Raw genomic sequence first — 2880 nt, 5'->3', positions numbered from 1 at the left:
GGCCCCCCGCCGGATCACCGCCGCTTCCGGCGGTTCGGTCCACGTCCTGGTGCTGACCACGTACGACACGGACGCGGACATCACCCGCGCCATCGGGGCGGGTGCCACCGGCTATCTGCTCAAGGCCGAGCGCCCCGACGAGCTGTTCACGGCCATCCACAGCGCCGCCGCCGGCCGTACCGCCCTGTCCGCACCCGTCGCCCACCGGGTCATGGCCCGGATGCGCAGCCCGCGCCCCGCACTCACCGACCGCGAGCGTGACATCCTCGGCCAGCTGGCCCGCGGACTGACCAACCGGGACATCGCCAAGGCTCTCTTCCTGAGCGAGGCGACGGTCAAGACACACCTGGGTCGCATCTACGACAAGCTCGACGTCGACACCCGCGCGGGCGCCGTGGCCGTCGCCAAGGAGCAGCGCCTGCTGCCCTGAACGGAGGGCGACGGACCACCGGCGCACTGCCGTCGGCCGAGCCGGGCATCGGTCGTCCAGGCGGTTGCCCCGGCCGGGCGGGCCGCTTCGCCGGGTGCCGGTCCGTCAAGGAGGGGGCGACTACCTGTACCTGAAACGGACCTCTACGGCGGTCTCGCCGGACCCCTCGGCTTGTGCTGCGCCCTCCGGACGGGTGGGCAGAAGGGCTGAAACTCGGTCAACCCGGCCCGGTTGGCGGGATACTTGTGTGGACTCGATGTCGGGACGACCAGGGAGTGGGCCGGTGAACTCTGCCGTAGGTGAGGGCCGTTGGGGTGGGCGGCATGTGGTGGTCGTGGGCGGGAGCCTCGCGGGGCTGCTCGCGGCGCATGTGCTGGCCGGGCATGCCGACCGGGTGACCGTCGTCGAGCGGGACCGGCTCCCGGGCGGTGCCGAGCCGCGGTCCGGGGTGCCCCAGGGGCGCCATCCCCATGTGCTGCTGCAGGGCGGGCAGGTGGCCGTGGAAGCGCTGCTGCCGGGCTTCCTCGCGGAGTTGCGGGAGGCGGGCGCGCCGTGGGTGGGCATGCCGTCGGACCTGGTGCTCTGGCAGGCCGGGCGCTGGTTCCGCCGGGTGTCCGCCTCCACGCACATCTTCACCGGGTCCCGTGCGCAACTGGAGGAGCTGGTACGGCGGCGGGTTCTCGCCAACCCGCTGATCGGCACCGTGGAGGGCGCCGATGCCGTGGGGCTCCTCGGTGACGCCTCACGGGTGCGGGGCGTGCTGCTGCGGGAGCGGTCCGGGGACACACGCGCGGAACCCCGTGCGCTGGAGGCCGACCTGGTCGTCGATGCCTCCGGCGCCGGCACGAAGGCCCCGCAGTGGCTCGCCGCGATCGGCGCCGCGGCCCCGCACGAGGAGACCCTCGACACGGGGCTCGCCTACGCCTCCCGCGTCTACCGCGGCCCGGAGGGGGTTCTCGACGGTGCGACCGCCGGGTACTACGTCTATCCCGGCCCCTCCCAACCGCACGGCGGCGGTGCGCTGCCCTTGGAGGACGGCACCCACCTGGTGATCGTCTCCGGGCTGCGCGGCGACGAACCGCCCACGGACGAGGACGAGTTCGTGACGTACGCCAAGCGGCTGGGCCATCCGCTCCTGGACCGCTGGATGAACGAGGCCGAACCGCTCTCCCCGCCGTTCGGCTACCGGCGCACCGCCAATGTCCGCCGCCGCTACGACCTGCCCGGCCCGCCGGCGGGGTTCCTCGCCACCGGTGACGCGCTGTGCACCTTCAACCCGATCTACGGCCAGGGCATGGCCGTCGCCGCGATGAGCGCGGTCGCCCTGCGCGACGCGCTCGCCGATCCGCGCCGTACGCCTACGACCCGGCGCGTGCAGCGGGCGTTGCTCGCGGCGTCCCGGCAGGCGTGGGACATCTCCGCCGGGGCGGACCGCAAGATGCCGGGTGCCCTCGGCAACGCCCTCGACGGCGGCCCGGCGGACCGGGTCGCGGACTGGTACCTGCGCCGGGTCCAGGAGAGGGCACCCGGCGACCCTGTCGTGGGCGGCGCCTTCCGTTCCGTACTGACGCTCGCCCGACCCGTCTCCGCGCTGTTCGCTCCGCCGGTGGCCCGCGCCGTCCTCTTCTCCCGGCCCGCACCGACGCCGACGGAGCCTCCCGCGGCACCGGAGGGGACCCGAGGTCCGAGCGGGCAGGGCCCGGACAGGCAAGCAACACTGGTCTAGTCCTCTTCCGGGTTTCCCGGCATGATCGGAACATGGAGAAAGCGCGTCTGCCGACCACTGAGGCCGCCGTCCGGGCGATTCGTGAGATCGCGGCCGAGTTCGGGGTGAGCGTGTCCGTCACGGAGGACATCGGCGCGGACCAGACCTCGCGGCGCACGTCGGCCGAGCCGTGCACCGTGTTCGATCCCGACGGATCGCTGCCGCACGAGGCGTTCGTGGAGCTGACGGGGTCGCCCGCCGTGAGCGTCCGGCTGTTCCCCGAGGACGATGCCAGGATCACCGTCGAGGGGGTGGAGTTCCACGACGTGCCACGGGACTCCGTCCCCGGGTTCCTCAGGTCCGTCTACGGCGGGCTCGCCACCACCAAGGGGCGGTTGTTCCCGCCCGGTCAGTGGCTCGTCGTGCCGCTGCCCGGGGACGAGACGTACAGGGAGCTGATCCTGGACCCCAACCTCTCCCCCTGGCTGGCCCGTAGCACGCGGCGCTAGGTTCCCGGACTCGTGGCCCTCGCGTGTCTTCCGTGGAAGCCGGTGGCCGCCGTGGACGGGGAGGCCAGGGGGTGGACGCCCTCATGAGCGTGCGGGCGCGGTGCCGTGGTGCGCAGGGCCGCGGCCGTGACCGAGCGGAAGGGGATCGCCGTGCGCGGGCCCGGCTCGCGTACGCGCCTCGCGGTGCCGGTCCGTCCGGGCGGGCTGGGAGCGGCCCGGGCGATCCGGTGCCCGGG

General features: G+C 73.9%; 4 protein-coding genes. 3 read left to right on the top strand and 1 reads right to left on the bottom strand.

Annotated elements, in window-relative coordinates; translation table 11 throughout:
- The 3 genes from B7767_RS26395 to B7767_RS26385 form a co-directional block, all read left to right on the top strand.
- A partial coding sequence (locus B7767_RS26395; protein WP_143652644.1) for a response regulator transcription factor occupies nt 1–430 on the top strand: 430 nt, incomplete at its 5' end.
- A 334-nt stretch (nt 431–764) separates the two neighbouring features.
- Complete coding sequence (locus tag B7767_RS26390) at nt 765–2156, top strand: NAD(P)/FAD-dependent oxidoreductase (RefSeq protein WP_085574380.1); 1392 nt, start codon at nt 765–767, stop codon at nt 2154–2156.
- A 32-nt stretch (nt 2157–2188) separates the two neighbouring features.
- On the top strand, nt 2189–2644 hold the full coding sequence (locus B7767_RS26385) for a hypothetical protein (protein ID WP_085574377.1): 456 nt from the start codon (nt 2189–2191) through the stop codon (nt 2642–2644).
- Here the strand turns inward: B7767_RS26385 and B7767_RS47415 are convergent.
- On the bottom strand, nt 2641–2880 hold a 240-nt coding region (locus B7767_RS47415; protein WP_218775821.1), incomplete at its 5' end, for a hypothetical protein. The genes B7767_RS26385 and B7767_RS47415 overlap by 4 nt on opposite strands.

The organism is Streptomyces sp. 13-12-16, assembly GCF_002114215.1.
Classification (GTDB): Bacteria; Actinomycetota; Actinomycetes; order Streptomycetales; family Streptomycetaceae; genus Streptomyces.
Note: the sequence above shows the minus strand (reverse complement) of the source record. Positions and strands in the feature narration are given on the sequence as shown.

Excerpts from the sequence above, each read along its gene's own strand:
- B7767_RS26385 (WP_085574377.1), top strand. The coding sequence starts at position 2,189 with ATGGAGAAAGCGCGTCTGCCGACCACTGAGGCCGCCGTCCGGGCGATT.